Genomic DNA, 25,254 nt, shown 5'->3' with positions numbered 1-25,254 from the left:
AAGTGGGGGAGATGTCCGGCAGGACAGAGGGGGGCGCTGTCCCGCCGACGCTTCGTCGTGGTCCTCAGAAATCAATAAGGCGCCGTCACGTCCCCCGTCTCGACATAAACCGCCTTCAGCTGCGAATAGTGCGCCAGCGCGGCAAGCGAATTCTCGCGGCCGATGCCGGACTGCTTGACGCCACCGAAGGGCATTTCCACCGGCGTCAGATTGTAGGCGTTGATCCAGCAGGTGCCGGCCTGCAATTCGGCGATCACCCGGTGGGCACGCGGCAGGTCGCGCGTGAACACGCCCGCCGCCAGGCCGAATTCGGTGTCGTTGGCGCGCTCGATCACCTCGTCCTCGCTGTCGAATTTCAAGACGCTCATCACCGGCCCGAAGATTTCCTCGCGCGCGATGCGCATACCGTCGGTGACACCGGTGAACACCGTCGGCTCGATGAAGAAGCCGCCCTCGAAACCTTGCAGCGACGGCAAATTGCCTCCGCAGGCGAGCACAGCACCTTCCTGTTTGCCGGCCGCGATGTAGGAGATGACCTTGTCCTGCTGCGCCTTGTTGACCAGCGGGCCCATCTGCGTTTCCGGATCGAGCGGATCGCCGATGCGGATTTTCTTCGTCCGCTCGACCAGCCGCTCGACGAAGCGGTCATGCAGGCCCTTCTGCACGAAGACGCGCGTGCCGTTGGAGCAGATCTGGCCGGTCGAGTAGAAATTGCCGAGCATGGCGCCGCCGATGGCGTTTTCGAGATTGGCGTCGTCGAAGACGATCAGCGGCGACTTGCCGCCGAGCTCCATTGTCGCGTGCTTCATCTTCGAGCCTGCGAGCGACAGCACCTTGCGGCCGGTCGGCACCGAGCCGGTGACTGAAACCTTTGCCACGACATCGTGGCCGACGAGGCCGGCGCCGACATCGCCATAACCTTGCACGACATTGAACAGCCCATCGGGCAGGCCCGCCTCGCTGTAGATCTCGGCCAGCGCCAGCGCCGAAAGCGGCGTGTTCTCCGACGGCTTGAACACCATGGCGTTGCCCATGGCTAAAGCCGGCGCCGACTTCCAGCCGGCGATCTGGATTGGATAGTTCCAGGCGCCGATGCCGACGCAAACACCAAGCGGTTCGCGCCGCGTATAGGCAAAGGGGCCGCCGAGATCGATCATCTCGCCGTTGAAGGCGCCGACCGCGCCGGCGAAATATTCGAGGCAATCCGCGGCCGATGGCGCGTCCGCCACGAGCGTCTCCTGGATCGCCTTGCCGGTGTCGAGCGTCTCGATACGGGCGAGGTCGGCATTGCGGGCGCGCAGAATGTCGGCGGCACGGCGCAGGATGCGGCCGCGCTCAACAGGCTTCAGCCGCGCCCAGGCCGGCTGCGCCGCGCGCGCCGCCTCGATCGCCAGTTCCAGCACATTCGGCGTGGCCGAATGCAGTGTCGCGATGGTCTCGCCGGTCGCCGGATAGATCACCGGCAGGGACGCGCCGCCTTCGTCCTCGATGTAGCGGCCGTTGACATAATGCGATGCCGTGGGCTGGGCGCGCATGGTCTTCTCCGTTCTGAAGCAATTCCGGGAAAAGTGCGTAGCGGTTTTCCGTCCGGAATTGCGCAAAAAAGTACTTAGGGCGGATCGGCTGGTCTGCCGAAAGCTGAGCCGCCCTGGCCGCTGGGCGGGGAGGGCGTCCACCGGATGATGGCCTATCTGTCGGCCACCTGCCAGCGCGGATTGATCCAGGGTTCCTGGTTGGACGGCGCAAGCGGCGTGCGGCCAAGAATGTGGTCGGACGCCTTCTCGCCGGTCATGATCGACGGCGCGTTGAGATTGCCGTTGGTCACGCGCGGGAAGATAGAGGAGTCGGCGACGCGCAGGCCCTCGATGCCGATGACCCGGCATTCCGGATCGACGACGCTGGTGAGGTCGTCGGCGCGGCCCATCCTGCAGGTGCCGCAAGGGTGGTAGGCGCTCTCGGCATGCTCGCGGATGAAGGCGTCGAGCTCGTCGTCGGATTGCACATGGCTGCCCGGCGAAATCTCCTTGCCGCGGAAACCGTCGAACGCCTGCTGGCCAAAGATCTCGCGCGTCAGCCGGATGCAGTGGCGGAACTCGCTCCAGTCATCCGGATGCGACATGTAGTTGAAGCGGATCACCGGCTTGGCCTTCGGGTCGGGCGAGCGCAGGCTCACCGAGCCTCGCGACTTGGAGCGCATCGGCCCGACATGCGCCTGGAAGCCATGCGACTTCGCCGCCTTCTTGCCGTCGTAACGCACCGCAGCCGGGATGAAGTGATACTGGATATCGGGATAGTCGACGCCGGCCTGCGAGCGCACGAAGGCGGCCGCCTCGAAATGGTTGGTCGCGCCAAGGCCGGTCTTGAAGAACAGCCACTGCGCGCCGATCATCGCCTTGGAGAAGGGGTTGAGCACCGAATTCAGCGTGATCGGCTTGGTCGCTTCCTGCTGGATGTAGAGCTCCAGATGGTCCTGCAAATTGCCACCGACGCCCGGCCGGTCAGCGGCGACCTTGATGCCGTTTTCCTGCAGGTGCGCGCCCGGGCCGATGCCGGACAACATCAGGATCTTCGGCGAATTGATCGACGATGCCGCAACGATCACCTCACGTCGCGCCTTAACGACCTGAATCTGTTTGTCAGCTTCGATCTCGACACCGATCGCGCGTTGATTCTCGATCACCACACGTCGGGCGAAGCCCTTGACCAGACTCACATTCTTTCGCCTGAGCGCCGGCTTCAGATAGGCGTTCGCAGCCGACCAGCGGCGGCCGCCCAAAATGGTCTGCTCCATGGGGCCGAAGCCTTCCTGCTTCGATCCGTTATAGTCGTCGGTGAGCTCGAAGCCGGCTTGGCGGCCGGCCTCCATGAAGGCGCCGTAGAGCGGGTTCTTGCGCGTGCCGCGCTGCACATGCAGCGGGCCGCTTTTGCCCCGCCAGCCGTCCTCGCCGCCGTGGGAATCCTCCATGCGCTTGAAATAGGGAAGCACGTCTGCAAAACCCCAGCCGGCAGCGCCCTGTTCGGCCCAATGGTCGAAGTCGCGCGCATGGCCGCGCACATAGACCATGCCGTTGATCGAGGACGAGCCGCCGATCACCTTGCCGCGCGGCGTGGCGAGCACCCGGCCGCCGAGATGCGGTTCCGGCTCGCTGGCAAAACCCCAGTCATAGAGGCTCATGTTGAGCGGGATCGATAGCGCCGACGGCATCTGGATCAGCGGTCCGATGTCGGTGCCGCCGAACTCGATGACGATCACCGAGTGCTTGCCGTCTTCCGAAAGCCGGTAGGCCATGGCCGAGCCGGCGGAGCCGGAGCCGATGATGACGAAATCCGCTTCAAGCATTGTTCATATGCGCCATAAAATCGGCGAGCGAGACATTGCCGCCGGTAGCCACAACAAGGACGGTCTTGCCCGCCACATCGATTTTGCCCCCCAGCAGTGCCGCCAGCGACGCCGCGCCCGAAGGCTCCAGCACCAGCTTCATCCGCTCGAAGGCGATCTTCATCGCCCGCCGCACCGCGGCGTCGTCGACGGTGATGCCGCGAACGCCTGCCGTGCTGACAGCCGCGAAGGGCGCATCGCCGGGCTTGCGCGCCATCAACCCGTCGCAGATCGACTTCGGCCCGATCGGCATGGTTTCGATCGCGCCATGCGCCAGTGACGAGCCCATGCCGTTAAAACCTTCAGGCTCGACGGCGATGATCTCGGTCTTGGGCGACAGGTAGTGGAAGGCGAGCGAGACGCCGCCGATCAGCCCGCCGCCGCCCACCGAGCAGAAGACGAGATCGGCGTGAGCCTTCTTCGCCGCCAGTTGGTCGAGCGCCTCCAACCCAGCGCCGGCCTGGCCTGCGACGATCTCGGGATCGTCGAAGGGATGGAGCAGGCTGAGGTGCTCGGTCTCGGCGATCTCGCGCGCCTTGGCGGCAGCCACTTCCTCGCGGGCGCGATCGCCATGGTCGGTCAGCACGACGCGCGCGCCATAGCCGGCGGTGGCATCGCGCTTGGCGGCCGGTGCGTCGATCGGCATGACGATGGTGACGGGAATGCCGAGCGCCTGGCCCGCGGCCGCGAGCCCCTGCGCGAAATTGCCGGACGAATAGGCGACGACGCCTGTCTTCGCCTCATCGGGCGACAGCCGCTTCAGCCGCCAATAGGCGCCGCGCACCTTGAAGGAGCCAGCCCATTGCAGCGATTCCGGCTTGACGAAAACGCGCGCGGCGCCGGTTTCCCTGGCAAGTGCCGTCAACTCCAGCAGCGGTGTCGCCTGCGTCGCCGTCGAGGTCACGGCATAGGCCTGCTTCAGATGGTCGAGTGTGGGAACGAGAACGTCTGCCATCATTCGCCTCGCGGATACCTTTTGCTTTCTTCGAGGTTGTCGAGGTTCATGTGATTGCGCATGTAGCGCTCCGAGGCCTTCTGCAGCGGCTGGAAGTCCCAAGGGTAGTAGGAGCCGTTACGCAGCGCGGGATAGACGACCCAGCGGCGCGCCTGGCTTTCGCGGACCGCGGCGTCGAAGCCGGCCATGTCCCAGCGCGCCCGGACCTTGTCCATGAACGCGGCGACCAGGGCAGCATTCGCCGGATCGTCGGCGAGGTTGTCGCGCTCGAGCGGATCGGCTTCGAGATCGAACAGTTGCGGCGCGTCGAGCTCGCAATGGACGAACTTGTATTTGCCGTCGCGGATGGCGACCAGCGGCGCGTAGGAACCTTCGGCCGCATACTCGATCAAGACAGGCGCGGTGCGCGCCTCGCCGGTGAGCAGCGGCAGCAGCGACTGGCCGTCGGTCCATGGCGCGATCGCCGCGATGTCGATGCCGGCGAGGTCGCAGAGCGTCGGCGTCACGTCGAGATTGGAGACCGGCGCCGCGATCAGGCCGGCCGGCACGCCTTCGCCCGCGATCATCAGGGGCACGCGCGCGGAGCCCTCGAAGAAGCTCATCTTGAACCACAGGCCGCGCTCGCCCAGCATGTCGCCGTGATCCGAGCAGAACAGGATGGTGGTGTCGTCGAGCATGCGGGTGCGCTTGAGAACGTCCAGAAGCTCGCCGAGCTTGTCGTCGACATAGGAAATATTGGCGAAATAGCCGCGTCGCGAGTGCCGCACCTGCTCGGGCGTGATCTCGAAGGACTGATAGTCGCTGGCGCGATAAAGGCGCTGCGAATGGGTGTCCTGCTCGTCATGCGGGATGAACCCTGTCTCGGGATCGAGCGCCTGGCAGTTCTCGTAGAGATCCCAATACTGCTTGCGCGCGACATAGGGGTCGTGCGGGTGGGATAGCGATACGGTAAGGCACCATGGCCGGCGGCTGGGATCGTCCTGTTCGCGCGACAGCTGGTAGAGCTTTTGCGAAGCCAGGAACACGACCTCGTCGTCATACTCCATCTGGTTGGTGGTCTCGGCGACGCCTGCGCCGGTGACCGATCCCAGATTGTGGTACCACCAGTCGATGCGCTCGCCGGGCTTGCGGTAGTCCGGCGTCCAGCCGAAATCGGCGGGATAGATGTCGGTGGTCAGCCGCTCCTCGAAACCATGCAACTGGTCCGGCCCGACGAAATGCATCTTGCCGGACAGGCAGGTGTAATAGCCGGCGGCGCGCAAATGATGCGCGAAGGTCGGGATCGAGGAGGCGAATTCGGCCGCGTTGTCATAGACCCCGGTGCGCGACGGCAATTGGCCGCTCATGAACGAGGCGCGGCCGGGCGCGCAGAGCGGCGAGGCGGTGTAGTTGTTGGCAAAGCGCGCCGAGCGAGCCGCAAGCGCCTTGAGATGCGGCACGTGCAGGAAATCCGCCGGGCCGTCCGGGAAGAACGTGCCGTTGAGCTGATCGACCATGACGATCAGGAAATTGGGTCGTCGGGTCGTCAAGGCAGGCTCCGTCCGTTGAGCTTGGTTTCGAGATAATCCTCGATGAGCACGATTGCCGTCTGCGCATGCGGCACGCCGTCCTTCAGCGCCCGCCGGATGTAGAGCCCGTCGATCAGCGCCGCTGTCGCCTCCGCCACACGGTCAGCCTCGGCCCTGGGCAGGATGCCGGTCAGCCCGCTCATCAGGTTGGAATTGAGCCGCCGCGCATAGACGCGCAGCAGCCGCCGCAGCTCGGTCGATTTCTGCGCCTCGACATAGAAGGCGAGCCAGGCGGCGATGATTTCGGGCTGGAACTGGTCGTCGGAGAAACTGACCGCGACAACGGCCGAAACGCGCTGGCGCGGCGTGGCGGCGAGGCGCAGCGCGCGCCGCGTGTCGGCGTTGAGCTCGGCAAGGATGTGCCGCATCGTCGCGAACAGCAATTCGTCCTTGGCGCCGAAATAGTGGTGCGCCAGCGCCGACGACACGCCGGCGCGCCCGGCGATCTCTGACATGGTCACGTCGAGAGAGCCGCGCTCGCCGATCGCCGAGATCGTCGCGTCGATGAGCGCCCTGCGGCGCAGCGGTTCCATTCCGATTTTCGGCATTTGGGGATCCGGTTTGAGGTGAGATTATTTTTTATTGACGGATCAATCAACAAAAATCCTACCCCGCAGATCAACCGATCGTGTGATTCTGGCCCATCCCTCGGACTGGAAAACGGTTCACTATTGAACAATATTGAATCTCATGCCGCGGCAGGACGTGCTAGGCTGCGCGGCAAATGGAGGCTGTCATGACCGCATGCATAGTCGGCTGGGCGCATTCGCGTTTCGGCAAGCTCGAAGGCGAGACGCTGGAGGGCCTGATCACCAAGGTCGCCGCCGAGGCGCTCGACCATGCCGGCATCGGTCCGGACGACGTCGATGAAATCGTGCTCGGCCATTTCAACGCCGGCTTCTCGCCGCAGGATTTCACCGCGAGCCTTGTCCTGCAGGCCGACGACCGGCTGCGCTTCAAACCGGCGACGCGCGTCGAGAATGCCTGCGCGACCGGTTCCGCCGCCGTCAGACAAGGCATCCGCGCCATCGACGCCAACGCCGCCCGCATCGTGCTGGTGGTCGGCGCCGAGCAGATGACCACCACGCCCGGCCCGGAGATCGGCAAGAACCTGCTCAAGGCTTCTTATCTGCCGGAGGACGGCGATACGCCGGCAGGCTTCGCCGGCGTCTTCGGCAAGATCGCGCAGGCTTATTTCCAGCGCTATGGCGACCAGTCCGATGCGCTCGCCATGATCGCGGCCAAGAACCACAAAAACGGCGTCGACAATCCTTACGCGCAAATGCGCAAGGATTTCGGCTTCGAATTCTGCCGCCAGGAGAGCGAGAAGAACCCGTTCGTCGCCGGTCCGCTGAAGCGCACCGACTGCTCGCTGGTCTCGGACGGCGCGGCGGCGCTTGTGCTCACCGACACCGCGACGGCGCTGAAGATGCGCCGCGCGGTCACCTTCCGCGCCAACGAGCATGTCCAGGATTTCCTGCCGATGTCGAAGCGCGACATCCTTGCCTTCGAAGGCTGCGAGCGTGCCTGGGAGCAGGCGTTGAAGAAGGCCGGCGTCACCCTCGATGATCTCTCCTTCGTCGAGACGCATGACTGCTTCACCATCGCCGAGCTGATCGAATATGAGGCGATGGGCCTCGCCAAGCCCGGCGAGGGCGCCAAGCTTGCGCTCGACGGCACGACGGCCAAGGACGGCCGCCTACCGGTCAATCCATCCGGCGGCCTGAAGGCCAAGGGTCATCCGATCGGCGCCACCGGCGTGTCGATGCATGTGCTCACCGCCATGCAGTTGACCGGCGAGGCCGGCGGCATCCAGGTGCCAGGCGCAAAACTCGGCGGCATCTTCAACATGGGCGGTGCGGCCGTCGCCAACTACGTTTCCATCCTCGACCGGATCAGGTAGAAGCGGCCCGCATTAAAGCACGCCCTCTTGGGCGCGCGTGCGGGAGACAACATGGCAAATCCGGTTCTGGTCGAGGTTCTGCGTGGCGCGGTGGTCGAAAGCGCCCATCGCGGCGCGGTCGCTGTCTTCGATGCCGGCGGCAAAGCCGTTTTAGAGATCGGTGAAACGGAACGCCCTGTATTCCCGCGCTCGGCCGTGAAGGCGATCCAGGCGCTGCCGCTGGTCGAGAGCGGTGCGGCCGATGCCTATGGCTTCGGTGACCGCGAATTGGCGCTGGCCTGCGCCTCGCATTCCGGCGAGCCGGAGCATGTCGAACTGGCGCAAGCCATGCTCGCCAAGGCCGGCCTGGACAGGACTGCGCTGGAATGCGGCGCGCATTGGCCCTCGAACCACGGAGCGACGATCGCGCTGGCACGCACGGGCGGCGCGCCGAATGCGCTGCACAACAACTGCTCCGGCAAGCATGCCGGCTTCCTCTGCACCTGTGTGCATGCCGGCATCGCGCATGCTGGCTACGTCAAGGCGGGTCACGCGCAACAGGAAATGGTCCGCGACGCCATGCAATCCGTGACGGGTGCCCGACACGACGCCGACAATAGTGCCATCGACGGCTGCTCGATCCCGACTTACGCCGTGCCGCTGAAGAGTTTTGCTCAAGGCTTTGCCCGCATGGCGACGGGCAGGGGCTTTTCGCCGGAACGCGCCAAGGCGGCGAAGCGGCTGCTGTCGGCCTGCATGGCCGAGCCGTTCCTGGTGGCCGGCACCGGCAAGGCCGACCTCGCGCTGATGCAGGCCGCGCCCGGCCGCATCTTCGTCAAGACCGGCGCCGAGGGCGTCTATTGCGCGGCGTTGCCCGAGCTCGGCCTCGGCATTGCATTGAAATGCGATGACGGCGCCGGCCGCGCCTCCGAGGTGATGATCGCCGCTGTGCTGGCGAAACTGCTGCTCGGCGACGAAGCGCTCGCGGCGAAGCTAACGGAACTGGCCCATCCGTCAATCGAAAGCCGCATCGGCGCCAAGGTCGGCTCGCTGCGGCCGACGGTGGCGCTGAGCTAGCTGACTCTGTTCCGCTCGACGGTCAGATGCGCGTAGCCGCTGTCACTTGATTTGGCCAGGTCGCCGGTCGCCGGATCGGCCCAGCGCTGGCCGATGATGGCGCCGTTCTGCGCGCCGTCGATGACATTGTCCGAGATGACGGCGGTGCCGGAACCCTCGACGACCGAGACGACGATGCCGGTGCCTGCCTTGCGGATGATGTTTCCCGTCGCCACGACGTTGCGCAGATAGGGTCCCCAGCCGAGCTGTATGCCGTAGAGCGGCGCATTCTCGACCACATTGCCCGAAACCGTGGTGTCGGCCTCCGCGCTGATGCCGACGCCGAAGCCGGGCGGATCGGCGGTGTAGGGGCCGACCGTCGAAAGGTTGCGCACGATGTTGTTCGAGCACACGGCCATGCGGCCGCCTTCGTTGAAGTTGACGATCGAAATGCCGTTGGCGGCGCCGTCGACCAGATTGTTGCTGAGGATCGCGCCTTCGAAGAAGAACTCCGAATAGATCCCCGTCTCGCCCGAGCGTGAGCAGGTGTTGCCGGTGATCTGCAGGTTGCTGGAGCTGTTGGCGCGGATCGCCGAGAAGGCGCAGTCCGAGACGACGTTGCCGGAGATGATGACATTGCCGGCGCGGAAGGCGTTGATGCCGTTGCCGTTCTGGCCGGTGCCGCCGCTCCTCGCGCCGATGCGTTGCACGCGGTTGCCGCTGACGATGGTGCCGTCCTCCGCTGCCTGCCAGCGATGCACGAGAATGCCGCCATTGGCGCAGTCGGACACCGTGTTGCCCGAGATTTCCAGCCCGCCGGCCTCGACCGAATAGACGCCGGCGTCCGCGGCACCGGAAATGTCGGAGCGGCCGACGCGGCCGGCGACATGTTCCAGCGCCAGCCCGTTCTTGCCGCTGCCCGTCACCTGGCAATTGTCGATGGTGAGATGAGCGACGCGGCGAAGATCGAGCAGCCCCTGCGTATAGTCGGCCAGCCAGCGGTTGCTGCCATCGAGTACCAGTCCGTTGAGCTCGATATGTTCGGCCTGCTCCGCCATCATCAGATGGCCGTTGCCGCCATAGACGATGCGGGTTGCTCCGGGCACGCCCGACAGGCGCACGCGTGGGGGCAGCTTCAGGTTGGAAACGAGGTAGGTGCCGGGCGGCAGGAACACCGGCGCGTCGCGGTCGCTGGCCTCGCTGAGCATCTTGGCGAAGGTCTTGCTCTGGTCGTCCAATGCGCCGGGCTGCACGCCGATCTCGATGGCGTTGATCGAGCCGCGCATCGCGGCCTTCTCGATGCCGGGCAGCATTTTCGCCGATGCCTTGCCGGCAAGGAGCCCGGCGACGGCAAAGCCGGCGGTCTGCGTAAGCAGCGTTCGTCTGTTCAACATCGGCACAGGTCCTGGCGCTTTGCCCGGCCCGTCGCAGGATTCGTGCCAGGGAGGCTCGCAGGCAAATCGCTTGTGCAGTTGTCGCGCCGGGCCTAAGGTCATTGAATGAGCAGAGCTTTCACGCGCGAAGAAGACAGCGAAAACGCCATCGCCGGCGTCGGCGAACGGCCGATCAGTTCGCACCGCAATCTGGTGACGGAGCGGGGCCTGGCGATGATCGAGGAAAATCTCGCCGAGCTGCGCGACCTGATGGCCAAGGCCGAGAGGAAGGGCGATCGCGAACGCCTCGCGGTCGTGTCGCGCGACCTTCGCTACTGGACCGCGCGGCGCGAGAGTGCCGAGCTTTCCTCGCCGGAGCCGGGCAGCGACGTTGTCCGCTTCGGCATGGGGGTCACGCTGGAAGGCGATGACGGCAAGAAGGTGCATTGGCGCATCGTCGGCGAGGACGAGGCCAACCCGTCGAAGGGCAGCATTTCCCATGTCTCGCCGATGGCCGTAGCTCTCTTCGGCAAGAAGGTCGGCGAGGTCGTCAAGGTCAACGGCAAGGAATGGGAAATCACCAAGCTCTCGGACAAGGCCGAGAATTAGTTCTCGAGCGCAGAGATTTTGACCCGGTCAGCTACGCTTGCGTTGGCAGGGTCGCATGCCTTGGCGATTGGCCGAAACGCCCATCGCGATCGTCATTCTTGGGCGGAGCGGGAAGCGAAGCGTACCGCGTAGACCCAAGGATCCATTCCGTGACGTATGAGCGCTGCTGCGGTGCAGAATTCTGCTCCGCTGCACTCTTCAATCAGGGTCACGGAATGGATCCCAGGGTCTCCGCGACGCCGCTTCGCGGCTGCTCCGCCCAGGGATGACGAGGTTGGGAGGCTTTAGCCAATCCCCAGCGGTTGCACTGATTTTCACCGAAACGCGCCGTGAAAATCGTGCCCGTCGACCACTGCCGGCCTACTTTGCCAGCTTGCGCAGTGCAGCTTCGTATTTGTCCATGACATCGTGTGCGGCGTTCATTTGCCGTTCGTGGTTGTCGTCGCAGACTGGCCTTAGAATGATGCCGTCGTCGGTTTAGATCACCTGAAGCTGGTCGCCGACTTGAAGGTCAAGGCTCTCAAGCATTTCGCGTGGCAAGAATACGGTTCCTGATCCGTCCTCAAGCCTGTGGATGACCGTCTTCACCATCATCGCGCCGTGGTTGTGTCTATCGTTATAGAACAACCTTTCGATCGATTCAGCAAGCCTTCACGCTTCGGCTAGCAGCCGATCCATCAGCCGGTCCGCCGCCTGCGGGATGACCGTGCCCGGCGGGAATATCTCCGCCGCTCCCGCTTTCAGCACCGCATCATAGTCCTGCGGCGGGATGACGCCGCCGGCGACGATCAGCATGTCGCCATGGCCGAGCTTCCTCAGCGCTTCCTTGAGTTCGGGGATCAGCGTCAGATGCCCGGCGGCGAGCGAGGAGGCGCCAATGATGTCGACGTCGTGCTGGACCGCCAGCTTGGCGATCTCGTCCGGCGTCTGGAACATCGGACCGACGGTGACATCGAAGCCGAGGTCGGCAAAGGCGCTGGCGATCACCTTCTGGCCGCGATCGTGGCCGTCCTGTCCCATCTTGGCGACCAGGATGCGCGGCTTGGCGCCGGACTTCTTCTCGAACGCTTCGATCTTTTCCTTGAGCCGGTCGACCGCCGGGTTGTCGCCGAGCGCATCGCGATAGACACCGGAGATCGTCTGCACCGTGGCCGCATGCCGCCCGAAAACCTTCTCCAGCGCCAGCGAGATCTCGCCGACGGTCGCATTGGCACGCGCGGCGCGGATCGCGAATTCGAGCAGGTTCTCGCCGCTCTCGGCAGCGCCCGAGAGGGCGGCGAGCGCATCCTCGAGTGCCGCAACGTCGCGCGTGCCCTTCAGCCGCTGCAGCTTCGCCAACTGCCTGGCCTTGACCTCGGCATTGTCGATCTTCAGCACATCGACCTCGATATCGGCTTCCGGGCGATGCGCATTGACGCCGACCAGCACCTGCTCGCCGGAATCGATGCGCGCCTGGGTACGCGCGGCCGCTTCCTCGATGCGCAGCTTCGGAATGCCTTTCTCGATTGCGGCCGCCATGCCGCCGAGGTTCTCGACCTCCTCGATATGGGCGAGCGCGCGGGCCGCCAGATCGTGCGTCAGGCGCTCGACATAGGCCGAGCCGCCCCACGGATCGATCATGCGGGTGGTGCCGGATTCCTTCTGCAGGATGAGCTGCGTGTTGCGGGCAATGCGCGCCGAATGGTCGGTCGGCAGCGCCATCGCCTCGTCGAAGGAATTGGTGTGCAGCGACTGTGTATGCCCCTGCGTCGCCGCCATCGCCTCGATCATCGTGCGGGTGATGTTGTTGTAGGGGTCCTGCGCCGTCAGCGACCAGCCGGACGTCTGGCAATGGGTGCGCAGCGACAGCGAGCGCTCGTCCTTCGGCGCAAAATTCTTCTTCATCAGGCTCGACCACAAAAGCCGCGCGGCTCTGAGCTTGGCGACCTCCATGAAGAAGTTCATGCCGATCGCCCAGAAGAAGGAGAGGCGCGGCGCAAAGCGATCGATGTCGAGGCCGGCGGCAACGCCGGCGCGCGCATATTCGATGCCGTCGGCGATCGTGTAGGCGAGCTCGAGGTCGGCCGTCGCCCCGGCTTCCTGCATATGATAGCCGGAGATCGAGATCGAGTTGAACTTCGGCATGTGCCGCGAGGTGTAGGCAAAAATGTCCGACACGATCCGCATCGATGGCTTCGGCGGATAGATGTAGGTGTTGCGGACCATGAACTCCTTCAGAATGTCGTTCTGAATGGTTCCGGCAAGATCCTTCTCGGCAACGCCCTGTTCCTCGGCAGCCACGATGTATAAAGCCATGATCGGCAGCACGGCGCCGTTCATGGTCATCGACACCGTCATTTCGTTGAGCGGGATGCCGTCGAAGAGCTGGCGCATGTCGAGGATGGAATCGATCGCCACCCCCGCCATGCCGACATCGCCGGCGACGCGCGGATGGTCGCTGTCATAGCCGCGATGGGTGGCGAGGTCGAAGGCGACCGAAAGGCCCTTCTGGCCGGCGGCGAGGTTGCGCCGGTAGAAAGCGTTGGATTCCTCGGCCGTCGAGAAGCCGGCATATTGCCGGATCGTCCAGGGCTGCTGGACATACATGGTCGGGTAAGGGCCGCGCACGAAGGGCGGCAGGCCGGGATAGGTGTCGAGATCGGCAAGGCCCTTGAGGTCGCCCTGCGTATAGAGATGCCTGACCGCGATGCCTTCCGGCGTCATCCGCTGGCCCTTGAGCTCGACCGGCGCGCGGCGCGGCGCCGACCAGCCGATCTGACTGAAATCCGGGATCATGATCCGGCTCCGATCGGCTGGTCGATGCGCACCGGAAAAAGCGGTTCGCACACGGCAACGCCTTCCGTCAGCGCCGGCCGGCGCTCGGCCTTCAATGTCTCGACCGGGCGTTCGCTGGTGGTGCGGTAAAGGGTCGTGCCGATGATGCCGCGTCCGCCTGCCCTGTAGGCCGCATTGCGTTTCGCGGCGGCGGTCTGCACCCGGTTCTGGATGTAGCCCTGCTGCAGGCTGTTGAGGACGCCGCCCTCGGCCTCGATGCGCTGGAACTCTTCCCAGGCCGCGGCGCAAAGATCGTCGGTCAGCGCCTCGACCGCGCCGGAGCCGCTGGCCGGATCGGCGACATGGTGGAGATGGCTTTCATGCGCCATGATCAGCTGCGCATTGCGGGCAACGCGGCGCGCGAAACCGGCGGGCAATCCATGCGCGATGGTGTGCGGCAGGATCGAGACCGAATCGGCGCCGCCGGCGGCCGCGGCGAAGGCGGCGATCGCGGTGCGCAGGATGTTGGTTTCCGGGTCCGCGATCGTCATCATGCGATAGGAAGTCTCGGCGTGGACGTTTGCCGTCGAGGCCGGGATCGAGCAGGCTTCCTGGATCCGCGCCCAGAGTTTGCGCAATGCCCGCACCTTGGCGATCGACAGGAACTGGTCCTGGTCGACGCTGAGCGCGAAGCCGATATAGGGCGCGGCATAGATCAGCGGCTGACGCGCCTTCTCGAACATCCTGAGATAGGAGACGGCGGACGCCATCATCGTGCCGAGCTCCTGCGCTTCGGTGGCGCCGGCATTGTGGAACACGCGGCCGTCGGCTTCGAGCAGCGCGCCCGGCACGCCCATCGAGAAGAAATGCGCCAGTGACTGTGGCATCGATTCCTGCAGCGCCTCGATCGAGGTGCGCAGCCGGCCGGTGCCGGCGAAGATCGCCGCCGGATCGATGCCGAAGGAGAGATTGAGCTTCGTCGGATCGGAGCGGCGCCGGGTCAGGAAGGCGAGCAGCCAGTCGGCCACCGCGCGGCTCCAGGGATGGGCGTCGATGCGCACCTGCACGCGGTTGAGCGGCACGCCGTCGAGCACCGTTTCCAGCGCCTCGGCCGTTCTGGGCAGGCCGTAGCCGAAGGCGTTCGGCGCGCCCTCGAAGACCAGCGACAGGCCGGTCGCGCCCTGCGCGATGTCCTCCAGCGCCTGGGCGCTGGCGCGACCGATGTCGGGATCGTCGACGCGCTGGCTGACGATCCACGGCGACTTCGGGTTGGTGCGCACCAGCGGCTCGGCGCCAGCCGAGCGTTCGCTGAGCGGCTCGATGCGGATGCCGTCATCGGTGTGCGAAACGAGCTTCTCCTCGAAGGAGCCGCCGGCAAGCGCCTTTTCCACCAGCGCCAGCCAGCGCTTGGCATCCGGGTTCGGAAGGTCGACATCCCTGGTCAAGGCGCCGGCGCCCATCGCACTCCTCGTCTCTTAGCCGCATCGGTCGCCAGTCTAAGGTCCCCGGCCGGATATCACAATGCAGCATCCGTCGCGGTCGCCTTGGCGACCGCCAACCGATTGCCAAACATGCTTAAAATCCGCAAGCTTCGAAAGCTCGATTTCGATGGCAGCCCCAAGTTCGATAATGGGCCCAAATTCGATAGTGGGCCCAAATTCGATAGTGGGCATTGTCGCTCGTCGATAGCGTTACTATACCTCGACATGAGGCTCGGGCGCGTTTTTGACGCAACAGATCGCGGAGACCGGACATATGGCTGACGACACCAGCATCTTCATCGGCGCCAGCCGCAAGCCCGACGATTCCTATCAGCGCGCGGAGGAACTGCTGCTGCGCTACGGCAATCGCCACGGCCTGATCACCGGCGCCACCGGCACCGGCAAGACAGTCAGCCTCCAGGTCCTGGCCGAGGGCTTTTCCAACGCCGGCGTGCCGGTTTTCTGCGCCGACATCAAGGGCGACCTTTCCGGCATCGCCATGATGGGCGAGGCCAAGGATTTCCTGGTCAAGCGCGCCGGGGAGGTGAAGCTCGATCCCTACCAGTTCCAGGAATTCCCGGTCATCTTCTGGGACCTGTTCGGCGAGCAGGGCCACCCGATCCGCGCCACCATCTCGGAAATGGGGCCGCTGCTCATGTCGCGACTGATGAACCTCACGGAAGCGCAGGAAGGCGTGATGAACATCGCCTTCCGCATCGCCGACGAGGAGGGCCTGCTGCTGCTTGATCTCAAGGACCTGCAGGCGCTGCTTGCCAACATCGCCGAGCGCGCCGACGAGCTAAGCGCCCGCTACGGCAATGTCACCAAACCGTCCGTCGGCGCCATCCAGCGCACGCTCTTGGTGCTGGAGCAGCAGGGCGCCGCGAATTTCTTCGGCGAGCCGGCGCTGCGCATCGCCGATCTGATGCGCACCACCCGCGACGGCCGCGGCGCGGTCAGCGTTTTGGCCGCCGACAAGCTGATGATGAATCCCAGGCTTTACGCCACTTTCCTGCTCTGGCTGATGTCGGAGCTGTTCGAGGAACTGCCGGAAGTCGGCGATCTCGAGCGGCCGAAGCTGGTCTTCTTCTTCGACGAGGCGCATCTTCTGTTCGAGGACGCACCGAAGGTGCTGGTCGACCGCGTCGAGCAGGTGGTGCGGTTGATCCGCTCCAAGGGCGTCGGCGTCTATTTCGTCACCCAGAACCCGCTCGACATTCCGGAGAAGGTGCTGGCCCAGCTTGGCAACCGCGTCCAGCACGCGCTGCGCGCCTATACGCCGCGCGAGCAGCAGGCGGTGCGGACCGCGGCCGAAACTTTCCGGCCCAATCCCGATTTCGATTGCGCAACCGCCATCACCCAGCTCGCCACCGGCGAGGCTCTGGTCTCGATGCTGGAGGACAAGGGCGTGCCGGCCATGGTCCAGCGCACCTTGATCCGGCCGCCATCCTCGCGGCTCGGCCCGATCACCCCGGACGAGCGCCGCAAGATCATCGCCGAGAGCCCCGTCGCCGGCCAGTACGACCAGGCGGTCGATCGCGAGTCGGCATTCGAGATGCTGCAGAAGAAGGCCAAGGAAGCGCAGGACGCCGAAGCGCAGGCGCAACAGGCGGGCAGCGGCGGCTCGCGCTGGACCATTCCAGGCTTCGACGATGTCTTGGGAACGTCGGGTCGGCGGTCTTCCAACCGCCAGACGGTGGCCGAAGCCGCGATCAAGTCGGTGGTGCGCTCGGTCGGCTCGTCCGTCGGCCGCGCCATCGTGCGCGGTATTTTGGGCAGCTTGGCCAGAGGGCGATAGGGGCGGAAGCCACCCGCGCCACCCCGTTCAGAAGATCGCGTTGGCGATCTGTCTCACCGGGGCGAGCGGGATCGAGACGTCCGCCACGCCGGAGTCGATCGGAAGCGCTCGGTGGTTCGATTCGAGCCACCTGTTCTTCCGCCGCATTTCTGGCTTTATTGTATTTCAGCGGGAGTAAACTTAACGATACAATCTATTGGCTGACAGCGGGAGGGGAAGCCAAATGGAGAAATTCGGCTTCGATGGGCCGCCCGTGGGTAGCGCCGCCGACATCTCGGCTGAGTGCCAGTACAGACTGCTGCCTCTAGTCAATGAAATCGTCGAGGCAGCGGTCGCGGCCGGATGGAACCGGGACGATGTTCTTCTGGCTCTGGTGGAACTTGCATGGGATCTCCACGAGAGACGTCGCGCTGATCAGTAGCAGCCAGCCGCGAACCAGATAGCCCCGCGGCGGCCAAGACCTGCCGGAAGTCCGATTGCCATGGAGCATGTCTCCCGAAAGTGGGAACCGGTTTCGGGACAAAGACATGCATAAAATCAAAAACCTAAAGCGCATGGAGCGAATCTGAAAGATCGCGACGCGCTTTAGAGCATGACGCCAGGTGGCCGAGGATTCGGCTCGACCGCCCTATGGAGAAGGCCACGCTGGCCGAACCGAAGAATTGTGCCGACCTCCTTCATCGCGGTATTTCTCTGTCCTTAACTCACGTATAATTTTTCCTTCACATGCAGTTGTTTCTCTGTGCGCAGCGTGCGCGGCCCGCTGACTTTAGGGAAGCTTCGGGCTAAGGAAGATTGCGATCTGGATCCCAGTTTGCCTGCTCGCAGGACGCGGGACTGAATCGGCAGGCAGGCGACTGGGGCAAGGCGCGATGGCAGATGCGGGCGGGGCTCGGGACGGCGGCGACTACCGGGGCGCCCATCGGGATCGGACGGCTCGGCATGTCCTGGACATAATTCCTGAAAATGCGGGTCCGAGAAGAGCCACCCCGCGGGGCAGCGTCATACACTCCGTCCGTGGCGGTCCCGGGTCGCAGAGGTTCCTGGCCAAGGAGCACTCCGTAGGGATCGTGCTGGCGCCCTCACGCAAATTGAGAGCTTCGCTCGGCAGCGACAGGATCATAGAATACGATGCGCCGGTGGGGTGCATTGCCGTCAATCCGGCAGGCGTGGACAGCACCCTCGCTTGGTCGGCGACCAGGGAAAACGCCATTGTCTCCATATCCCCCGATGCGCTTTCGGACTTGGCTGCTCATGAGTTCGATCTTGGCAGTGCCGAGCTCCAGCCGCCTGCGTTCGGCACGGTCGACCTCTGGGCCCTCAGTATAGCGCAAAGGATCGCAGCCGAGCTGACTGCGCAAACAACTCCGAACGAGCTTTATCTGGATTCATTGATGACGGTGTTCGGCGTTCATCTGCTTCGCACCTACACAAGCCGCGGGAAACAGCCTGTGTCGCCCAAAGGTGGTCTCTCTTCGAACAGTGCCCGACGCGTACGAGAGTATCTCGATGAACGTTTCACGCGAAAAGTACTCATCGCCGAACTCGCCTCGGTGGCGGGGGTTTCACCGAATCATTTCATATTGAGGTTCGCCAAGACATTTGGAATGCCTCCGCACCGGTACTTGATCAATCTGCGCCTGGACTTAGCCGAAAAGCTGCTCGGCGATGGCAAGATGACGATTGCCGAAGTCGCCTTCGTGGCCGGATTTTCGGACCAAAGCCACCTGGCCGCCACCATGAAGAAGTACCGGGGCAGAACGCCAACCAAGGCCGGATACGCTTCCTTCAAAAGCTGAAAGCTCTAAAAGCATGTCTCCCGAAAGTGGGAACCGGTTTTCGGGACAAAGACATGCGTAAAATCAAAGACCTAAAGCGCATGGAGCGAATCTGAAAGATCGCGACGCGCTTTAGGTGTGGCAAAGCGGCTACTCTTGCCCTCAGGGGGATCGGAGACCGGAGTTTCCTACAAAGAATCCGGTGTTTCCCAAGATACGCCCATCGCAAATTTGCCCACGCTCGGGCGCGAAAATCCTTCGGTGCGCTGTGGAAGCTTTCCTTGGCAGCCGAACTTTTCGCGAGGGAACTTTTTCCCTGCGGAACCGCAATTTCGTGAAATACCGGCCGCCTCAAATCATGGCCTTTGACGTACTGTTGCCGGGGGGCAATTTCGATAACGCCGACACCGCATGCGATCACGAATTATGATGGCTAGGGAACCGAAAGCACCCTCTCAGGTTGAGCCAAGGCCGCGGGGGCATCAGGAGTCCGAATTGCGGCGCGATGATGATCTGTCGGCCTGGTTATCGGAAATCCCTGCTGAGAGACGGCCGCTGCTGAACGCCAAAGGCGGGCTGTCGACCAGTAGCACCCGGCTGGTGCAGCAATTCTTGAGCACGAATTTTTCGCGGAAGCTTTCGCTCGCGGAGATGGCGGCTGCATGCGAGCTGTCGCCTTACCATTTCGCCCGCGCCTTCTCCAAGACGTTCGGGGTATCGCCGCATCAATACGTCCTCATGCTTCGGCTGGACTTTGCCGAAAAGCTGCTTGCCGACAGGCGCATGTCGATCACGGACATTGCCGATCTGAGCGGATTCTCGAGCCAGAGCCACTTCACCACCACGATGAAGAAATATCGCAACGTGACCCCGCAGCAGGTACGGGCGAGGCAGGTTCGATCGCAGGTGAGTAAGTAAGGTTACGCTAATTTATCGGCGGGGTTATTTATGGGCCGGCTTATAAAAGTCGTATCTAAAGTAATTTCGCGTTAACCCATGGATAGACTGCTGTATATTTTCAGATAAACAGCAATTTGTTGAAATACGCGACTCCGAAAACATGTCTTTCTGCGGTAAATCCGGCTAATCCGGATTCTGAGCCGGCTGCGGGGGGCACATGAGCGACGATACGGCCATCGGTCGGAGCCTTTCCGAGGAGATCGGCTATTGGCTGGAGTCGGCATCGAGGACGCTCGAGAAGCGCTACGGAAATGGCGTGCCGCTTGCCAAGCAGGATGTTCTGCTCGCTCACTATCTCTATGGCCTCACCGCCGTGGTTCACGCAGGCGATGCGCCTGCCGCCCATCTGGCGGCTGTGCGATCCTATCTCGAACGACTGATCCCCGTGGAACGGGTCGCGGCGGCACTCCAGGCTGTGCCCGAGGAGGGCGACGCCTGGCTTGAGAACACGCTTCAGCGCGTCGAGGCGATCGGTGAAAAACAGGGCCATGCGCTGCTCGCGCGCGGCGCCGACGTCATTCCATTTTCGAGCAGAAACGCATCAGTGGCAGGGTCGGCGGAACCTGTCATCGAGCGCGACCCACCAAAGGAGGCATTCTCGCAATGAACTTCAGGCAAGGACGTATCATTCAGCGTGGATCGGCCCGCTTCGCTGGAAACTGGGTTTCCGGCGCGGCCGACAGCCGCTCGCTCCGTCGCCGGCTGATGGCGGCGCTGCGCAACGCATATCGGGTGCTCGGCCTGAAGCGCAAGCGGCTGGGGCATGGGGCGCTCGGCATCGGTGGGGCGGCCGGCGCGCTGCTCGCCGTGATCGGGATTATGATCCCGCAGGCGGCTTTCGCGCAGGTTGTCATTGGTAATGGGGTTTTGACCAACGCCGCAAACTGCACCAGCCCCTCTGCAGGAGGGCAAAGTATAGCTATCGGTTGTGGTAACACCGCCCCCGGCGCCGCCTCAACCGCCGTTGGCAATAACGCCCACGTGAATGGCAACAACGGCGTGGCGTTGGGCACCGCTATCACCGCAACGGGCGATGCTTCGATCGCGATCGGCTATTCGATGGGTGTCAATGGCCTAAACGCCATAGGCATGGGTGTCTTCGCGAACGCCACCGGCGTCAACGCTCTTGCCGTCGGCGGGAATGCCCGCGCACTCGCGGACGGAGCATCGGCCTTTGGTGTCAACACCACAGCAAACGGGGCGAACGCCGTCGCCCTCGGCTCGACGGCCAGCGCTTCGGGTGGTGCCTCGGTGGCGATTGGATTGTCCTCCAACGCCTCATCTTCAAATGGTGCCGCCATAGCGATGGGGGTCGGCGCCAAGGCCAACGCCGGAACGGGCGGCGGTTCTCCCGTTGCCATTGGCACGAATGCCAATGCAAGCGGCACCGCTCCTGCCGGCTTCACGTTCGAGGCTGTTGCGATGGGCACAGCCTCAACCGCAACCGGGGCATGGTCGGCCGCCGTAGGTTCGAGCTCTTCTGCGACCGGGACCGGGGCCAGCGCGTTCGGAACCTCCGCCACAGCGTCGGCGAACCAGTCCACGGCGGTCGGCAACGGGGCAACTGCTTCCGGTGTCGGGACCACAGCCATGGGTTACCTCGCCAAGGCCTCAGGGACCAATGCCGTTTCGATCGGCACTCAGTCCAGCGCGGCCGGGTTGAACTCTCAAGCGCTCGGCAACGTCGCCAATGCTTCGGGTAACTTCGCCCTGGCCCTCGGCAATCAGGCCGTGTCGAGCGGGGTAGGCTCGGTCTCGGCGGGCTCGGGAGCCCAGGCCACGGGTGTGTCCGCCACGGCGCTCGGCAATAACGCCACGGCAACCGCCGCCAATGCAAGCGCGCTCGGATTGGGCGCCACGGCTAGCGGTGTAGACGGCACCGCTCTCGGCATCGGCACCGTAGCCAGCGCCGACAATTCCACTGCCGTCGGACGTGAATCCCGCGCCACCGGACTCAACAGTACCGCGCTCGGCCGCGGCGCCCAAAGCAGCGCCCTGAACTCCATCTCTCTCGGCGCTGGGACGAGGGCGTCCGGGATAAACTCCGTCTATGTCGGGTCGAGCACTTTTGCAACGAGCGCCAGTGGAGACAACGCTATCGGCATCGGCACGGACGTGACGGCATCTGCGGACGACGCCCTTGCGATGGGACGCGACAGCCAGGCGACTGCAACCAACGCCGTCGCGGTCGGTCTACAGTCCGCCGCGCTCTCCGCCGACTCCGTCGCCATCGGCACGGGCGCGACTGCCGATGGCGGCAAGGCCGTGGCCATCGGCGCCGGCAACGAAGCGTATGGCGACGGCGCGGTGGCCATCGGCGATCCGAGCTATGCCAGCGGTACCGGCGCCTTCACCGGTGGCGCCAACAACATCGCCAACAGCGACGGCACGGCGAGCGCCACCGCCGCCAATCAGGCCGCCGGCGCCGTCGCCATCGGCAACAACAACAAGGCGATCGGGCAAGGCTCCGTGGCGCTGGGCAACGGCTCGACGGCGGGCGCGGCCGGCCTCGCCGGCAATGTCGCGCTGGGCAATGGCGCTACCGCAGCGGCAAGCTCTGGCGACGTGGCGCTTGGCTCCGGCTCGGTGACCGCGACAGCGGTCGGCACGCCCAGCGCCGTCATCAATGGCACGACCTATGCCTTCCAGGGCACCACGCCCACCTCGACGGTCAGCATCGGCGCGCCCGGCGCGGAACGCACGCTCACCAATCTGGCGGCGGGTCGCATCAGCGGGTCCTCGACGGATGCGGTCAACGGCTCGCAGCTCTTCGCCACCAATCAGGCGGTCGACGCCATCGGCGCCGTCGTCAACAACATCAATGTCGGCGGCGGCATCAAGTATTTCCATGCCAACTCGACGCTGGCGGACTCGTCGGCGACGGGTACGGACTCCGTCGCGATCGGACCCGTTTCGACTGCGACGGGAGCGAGCGCCATCGCGGCCGGTGCCAATGCTACCGCCTCCGACGTCAACGCCTCGGCCATCGGCAGCGGCGCGGTAGCATCGGCCCTCGACGCAACGGCGATGGGATACATATCCAAAGCCTCTGGGCAATACAGCACCGCCGTCGGCGCCAATGCCAATGCCACAGCCCTGTCCAGCACGGCGATCGGCCAGAACGCGTTTGCAACCGACGTTCAAGCGACCGCTCTCGGCAAACAAGCGAATGCCAGCGCCGCGGATGCGCTCGCGCTGGGCGCCAACGCCACCGCGGGCAACGCAGGCGCCGTCGCGCTGGGTTCGGGCTCGGTGACCGCGGTGGCGGTCGGCACGCCCAATGCGGTGATCAATGGCACGACCTACACCTTCCAGGGCACCACCCCGACCTCGACGGTCAGCATCGGCGCGCCGGGCGCGGAGCGGACCCTTACCAACCTCGCGGCGGGTCGGATCAGCGGGTCCTCGACGGATGCGGTCAACGGCTCGCAGCTCTTCGCCACCAACCAGGCGGTCGACGCCATCGGCGCCGTCGTCAACAACATCAATGTCGGCGGCGGCATCAAGTATTTCCATGCCAACTCGACGCTGGCGGACTCGTCGGCGACGGGTACGGACTCCGTCGCGATCGGACCCGTTTCGACTGCGACGGGAGCGAGCGCCATCGCGGCCGGTGCCAATGCTACCGCCTCCGACGTCAACGCCTCGGCCATCGGCAGCGGCGCGGTAGCATCGGCCCTCGACGCAACGGCGATGGGATACATATCCAAAGCCTCTGGGCAATACAGCACCGCCGTCGGCGCCAATGCCAATGCCACAGCCCTGTCCAGCACGGCGATCGGCCAGAACGCGTTTGCAACCGACGTTCAAGCGACCGCTCTCGGCAAACAAGCGAATGCCAGCGCCGCGGATGCGCTCGCGCTGGGCGCCAACGCCACCGCGGGCAACGCAGGCGCCGTCGCGCTGGGTTCGGGCTCGGTGACCGCGGTGGCGGTCGGCACGCCCAATGCGGTGATCAATGGCACGACCTACACCTTCCAGGGCACCACCCCGACCTCGACGGTCAGCATCGGCGCGCCGGGCGCGGAGCGGACCCTTACCAACCTCGCGGCGGGTCGGATCAGCGGGTCCTCGACGGATGCGGTCAACGGCTCGCAGCTCTTCGCCACTAACCAGGCGGTCGACGCCATCGGCACCACGCTCAACAACATCGGCGGTTCCTTGACCAACATCGCCGGCGACACCTCGACCGCCTATACGGACGCCAATGGCGTGGGCATCCGCTACGCCCGTACCAACGAGGCCGGATTGGCGCAGACCGATTCCTTCGCGCAAGGGGTCGGCTCCTCCGCCGTCGGCTACCAGGCGACCGCCTCCGCCGGCGATTCGCTGGCGCTCGGCCGCGGCAGCCAGGCCAGCATCATCGGCGGTGTGGCGCTTGGCGCCGGCTCCGTCTCGGATCGCGTGGTAGCGCCGGCATCGGGATCGATCCTCTCCGGCACCGGCCTCATTCCCTACAACACCACGGACATGACCCTGCTCGGCGCCGTCTCGGTGGGCACCTCCACCTCCTATCGCCAGATCATCAACGTGGCCGACGGCACGCAGGACCAGGACGCCGTCACGCTTCGCCAGTTGAAGGGCGCGCTGAGCTCCTTCGCGGTAACGCCGACCATGTACTTCCACGCCAATTCGACGGCCTCGGATTCGGTCGCGGTCGGCACCGATTCGGTTGCGATCGGCCCGCGCACCACCGTCAACGGCGACAACGGCATCGGCATGGGCAACGGCGCCATCGTCCAGCAGACGGCGCCAGGCGGCATCGCCATCGGCCAGAACGCCACCGTCAACCAGGCCGATAGCATCGCTTTCGGCACGAACTCGACGGCCAATGGCGCCCAGTCGATGGCGCTCGGCGCCGGCGCTACCGCCAACGAGCCGGGCAGCGTCGCGCTCGGCGCGGGTTCGACGACGGCCGCGGCGGTCGCCACCACCGGCACCACGATCAACGGCGTCGCCTACACCTTCGCCGGAACCGCACCGACGAGCACGGTGAGCGTGGGCACCGTCGGCAACGAGCGCACCGTCACCAATGTGGCGGCGGGCCGGATCAGCGCCTCCTCCACGGACGCCATTAACGGCAGCCAGCTCTATGCGACCAACCAGGCTGTCGAAGCTGTGCAGGGGAGCGTCGGCAATCTGAACGAGTTCGCCGTCCAGTATGACAAGAACCCGGACGGCACCAAGTCCAACTCGCTGACGCTCGTCGGCGGCGACGTGAATGCGCCTGTCGTCATCCATAATGTCGGCGCCGGCACCGCCGACACCGACGCGGTCAACGTCAAGCAGCTCACCGACGGGCTGGCGCTCAACCTGACGGACTCCAAGACCTACACCAACCAGGTGGCGGCCACGACGCTGCAGCAGGCCAATGCCTATACCGACTCCAAGCTGAGCCAGCTCAATATGGACCTGGGCGAGGCTCGGGGCGAGGCGCGCCAGGCGGCCGCGATCGGCCTTGCCGCCGCTTCGCTGCGCTACGACGACCGTCCGGGCAAGCTCAGCGTCGCGGCCGGCGGCGGCTATTGGCGCGGCGAGGGGGCCGTCGCGTTTGGCGCCGGTTACACCAGCGAGGACGGTAGAGCCCGGGCAAACGTATCCGGCACGACGGCGGGCGGACACTGGGGCGTTGGCGCAGGCGTCAGCTTTACTCTCAACTGA

The 25,254-nt window shown here is 64.8% G+C and carries 17 protein-coding genes; 9 read left to right on the top strand and 8 right to left on the bottom strand.

From position 1 onward, the window contains the following. Positions 1–71 precede the first annotated feature (71 nt). From betB to betI, 5 genes are all read right to left on the bottom strand, one after another. Positions 72–1,535, bottom strand: a complete 1,464-nt coding sequence (gene betB / locus AC4FWB_RS04665) for a betaine-aldehyde dehydrogenase (RefSeq protein ID WP_491024616.1) — start codon at positions 1,533–1,535, stop codon at positions 72–74. A gap of 152 nt (positions 1,536–1,687) precedes the next feature. Beyond that, the gene (gene betA / locus AC4FWB_RS04660; RefSeq protein WP_491024615.1) at positions 1,688–3,340 is read right to left on the bottom strand and encodes a choline dehydrogenase; all 1,653 of its coding nucleotides are present in this window, start codon (positions 3,338–3,340) and stop codon (positions 1,688–1,690) included. Continuing rightward, complete coding sequence (locus AC4FWB_RS04655; RefSeq protein ID WP_491024614.1) at positions 3,333–4,337, bottom strand: threonine/serine dehydratase family protein; 1,005 nt, start codon at positions 4,335–4,337, stop codon at positions 3,333–3,335. Before AC4FWB_RS04655 ends, betA begins: the two co-directional genes overlap by 8 nt. Continuing rightward, entirely contained in the window at positions 4,334–5,863 is a 1,530-nt protein-coding gene (gene betC / locus AC4FWB_RS04650; protein ID WP_491024613.1) for a choline-sulfatase, read from the bottom strand. The genes AC4FWB_RS04655 and betC overlap by 4 nt, the downstream gene beginning before the upstream one ends. Further along, a complete protein-coding gene (gene betI / locus AC4FWB_RS04645; protein WP_491024612.1) occupies positions 5,860–6,450 on the bottom strand; it encodes a transcriptional regulator BetI in 591 nt (196 codons plus the stop codon). Before betI ends, betC begins: the two co-directional genes overlap by 4 nt. A gap of 188 nt (positions 6,451–6,638) precedes the next feature. Here betI and AC4FWB_RS04640 point away from each other — a divergent pair, with 188 nt between their 5' ends. Beyond that, positions 6,639–7,805 (top strand): acetyl-CoA acetyltransferase, encoded by a 1,167-nt coding sequence (locus AC4FWB_RS04640; protein WP_491024611.1) that lies wholly within the window; start codon positions 6,639–6,641, stop codon positions 7,803–7,805. Positions 7,806–7,856: 51 nt separating this feature from the next. Next, complete coding sequence (locus tag AC4FWB_RS04635) at positions 7,857–8,861, top strand: asparaginase (RefSeq protein WP_491024610.1); 1,005 nt, start codon at positions 7,857–7,859, stop codon at positions 8,859–8,861. Here AC4FWB_RS04635 and AC4FWB_RS04630 read toward each other — a convergent pair. Beyond that, positions 8,858–10,234, bottom strand: a complete 1,377-nt coding sequence (locus AC4FWB_RS04630) for a TIGR03808 family TAT-translocated repetitive protein (protein ID WP_491024609.1) — start codon at positions 10,232–10,234, stop codon at positions 8,858–8,860. The genes AC4FWB_RS04635 and AC4FWB_RS04630 overlap by 4 nt on opposite strands. A gap of 105 nt (positions 10,235–10,339) precedes the next feature. On the opposite strand from AC4FWB_RS04630, the gene greA reads away from it, so the two are divergent. After that, positions 10,340–10,822: a transcription elongation factor GreA gene (greA, locus tag AC4FWB_RS04625; protein WP_491024608.1), complete on the top strand. Its 483-nt coding sequence runs from the start codon at positions 10,340–10,342 to the stop codon at positions 10,820–10,822. A gap of 651 nt (positions 10,823–11,473) precedes the next feature. Here the strand turns inward: greA and scpA are convergent. Together scpA and AC4FWB_RS04615 are read right to left on the bottom strand one after the other, a co-directional pair. After that, the gene (gene scpA, locus AC4FWB_RS04620; RefSeq protein ID WP_491024606.1) at positions 11,474–13,597 is read right to left on the bottom strand and encodes a methylmalonyl-CoA mutase; all 2,124 of its coding nucleotides are present in this window, start codon (positions 13,595–13,597) and stop codon (positions 11,474–11,476) included. Further along, a complete protein-coding gene (locus AC4FWB_RS04615) occupies positions 13,594–15,036 on the bottom strand; it encodes a methylmalonyl-CoA mutase subunit beta (RefSeq protein WP_491024605.1) in 1,443 nt (480 codons plus the stop codon). Before AC4FWB_RS04615 ends, scpA begins: the two co-directional genes overlap by 4 nt. Before the next feature lie 295 nt (positions 15,037–15,331). On the opposite strand from AC4FWB_RS04615, the gene AC4FWB_RS04610 reads away from it, so the two are divergent. The 6 genes from AC4FWB_RS04610 to AC4FWB_RS04585 all read left to right on the top strand — a co-directional run bounded on the left by AC4FWB_RS04610 (position 15,332) and on the right by AC4FWB_RS04585 (position 25,254). Then, complete coding sequence (locus AC4FWB_RS04610) at positions 15,332–16,855, top strand: helicase HerA-like C-terminal domain-containing protein (RefSeq protein ID WP_491024604.1); 1,524 nt, start codon at positions 15,332–15,334, stop codon at positions 16,853–16,855. Between the two features lie 223 nt (positions 16,856–17,078). Next, positions 17,079–17,276, top strand: a complete 198-nt coding sequence (locus AC4FWB_RS04605; protein WP_491024602.1) for a hypothetical protein — start codon at positions 17,079–17,081, stop codon at positions 17,274–17,276. A 670-nt stretch (positions 17,277–17,946) separates the two neighbouring features. Further along, positions 17,947–18,654 carry a helix-turn-helix domain-containing protein gene (locus AC4FWB_RS04600; protein WP_491024601.1) on the top strand — a complete coding sequence of 236 codons (708 nt, stop codon included), beginning with the start codon at positions 17,947–17,949 and terminating at the stop codon, positions 18,652–18,654. A 474-nt stretch (positions 18,655–19,128) separates the two neighbouring features. Further along, on the top strand, positions 19,129–19,551 hold the full coding sequence (locus AC4FWB_RS04595; RefSeq protein WP_491024600.1) for an AraC family transcriptional regulator: 423 nt from the start codon (positions 19,129–19,131) through the stop codon (positions 19,549–19,551). A 199-nt stretch (positions 19,552–19,750) separates the two neighbouring features. After that, complete coding sequence (locus AC4FWB_RS04590; RefSeq protein WP_491024599.1) at positions 19,751–20,200, top strand: hypothetical protein; 450 nt, start codon at positions 19,751–19,753, stop codon at positions 20,198–20,200. Then, positions 20,197–25,254, top strand: a complete 5,058-nt coding sequence (locus AC4FWB_RS04585) for a YadA-like family protein (RefSeq protein WP_491024598.1) — start codon at positions 20,197–20,199, stop codon at positions 25,252–25,254. The genes AC4FWB_RS04590 and AC4FWB_RS04585 overlap by 4 nt, the downstream gene beginning before the upstream one ends.

The organism is Mesorhizobium sp. LEGMi-168a (assembly GCF_058312955.1).
This window is presented reverse-complemented; position numbering and strand designations above follow the sequence as displayed.

Coding starts and splice junctions, on each gene's coding strand:
- betB (WP_491024616.1), bottom strand. CDS start 1,535: ATGCGCGCCCAGCCCACGGCATCGCATTATGTCAACGGCCGCTACATC.
- betA (WP_491024615.1), bottom strand. CDS start 3,340: ATGCTTGAAGCGGATTTCGTCATCATCGGCTCCGGCTCCGCCGGCTCG.
- AC4FWB_RS04655 (WP_491024614.1), bottom strand. CDS start 4,337: ATGATGGCAGACGTTCTCGTTCCCACACTCGACCATCTGAAGCAGGCC.
- betI (WP_491024612.1), bottom strand. CDS start 6,450: ATGCCGAAAATCGGAATGGAACCGCTGCGCCGCAGGGCGCTCATCGAC.
- AC4FWB_RS04640 (WP_491024611.1), top strand. CDS start 6,639: ATGACCGCATGCATAGTCGGCTGGGCGCATTCGCGTTTCGGCAAGCTC.
- AC4FWB_RS04635 (WP_491024610.1), top strand. CDS start 7,857: ATGGCAAATCCGGTTCTGGTCGAGGTTCTGCGTGGCGCGGTGGTCGAA.
- AC4FWB_RS04630 (WP_491024609.1), bottom strand. CDS start 10,234: ATGTTGAACAGACGAACGCTGCTTACGCAGACCGCCGGCTTTGCCGTC.
- greA (WP_491024608.1), top strand. CDS start 10,340: ATGAGCAGAGCTTTCACGCGCGAAGAAGACAGCGAAAACGCCATCGCC.
- scpA (WP_491024606.1), bottom strand. CDS start 13,597: ATGATCCCGGATTTCAGTCAGATCGGCTGGTCGGCGCCGCGCCGCGCG.
- AC4FWB_RS04615 (WP_491024605.1), bottom strand. CDS start 15,036: ATGGGCGCCGGCGCCTTGACCAGGGATGTCGACCTTCCGAACCCGGAT.
- AC4FWB_RS04610 (WP_491024604.1), top strand. CDS start 15,332: ATGGCTGACGACACCAGCATCTTCATCGGCGCCAGCCGCAAGCCCGAC.
- AC4FWB_RS04605 (WP_491024602.1), top strand. CDS start 17,079: ATGGAGAAATTCGGCTTCGATGGGCCGCCCGTGGGTAGCGCCGCCGAC.
- AC4FWB_RS04590 (WP_491024599.1), top strand. CDS start 19,751: ATGAGCGACGATACGGCCATCGGTCGGAGCCTTTCCGAGGAGATCGGC.
- AC4FWB_RS04585 (WP_491024598.1), top strand. CDS start 20,197: ATGAACTTCAGGCAAGGACGTATCATTCAGCGTGGATCGGCCCGCTTC.